1 pseudogene is annotated in these 285 nt (G+C 42.5%); it reads right to left on the bottom strand.

The annotated features are described in order from the left end of the window. Positions 1-285, bottom strand: a pseudogene (locus tag HC175_RS23400) (dipeptide epimerase); the annotation flags it as partial.

The raw sequence follows: 285 nt of genomic DNA, 5'->3' as shown, positions 1-285 counted from the left end.
ATCAGTATCAATTCCAATGGTATAATTGGATAGCGGAATATTTATTAGGCTAAGCCCCCACATCTTATAAAGCGGCAAATGGTTTCTTTTTCCGTGCAGGTCGTGCATTGCAATATCAAGCGCACATTGTGCAAAGGAATTGTCATTTAGGTAAGGAGCTGTGATCTCCCACAGTTCTTCGGGAGTTTTATGAAGGTGTTCAAAAATGACATTTTCGAGAGCCATTATTTTTTCGACCATTCCTTCCACGGTGACACCGTAGTAAGAAGTTGCCGCTGCCTCTCC

Source organism: Salinimicrobium oceani (genome assembly GCF_012037645.1).
Note: the sequence above shows the minus strand (reverse complement) of the source record. Positions and strands in the feature narration are given on the sequence as shown.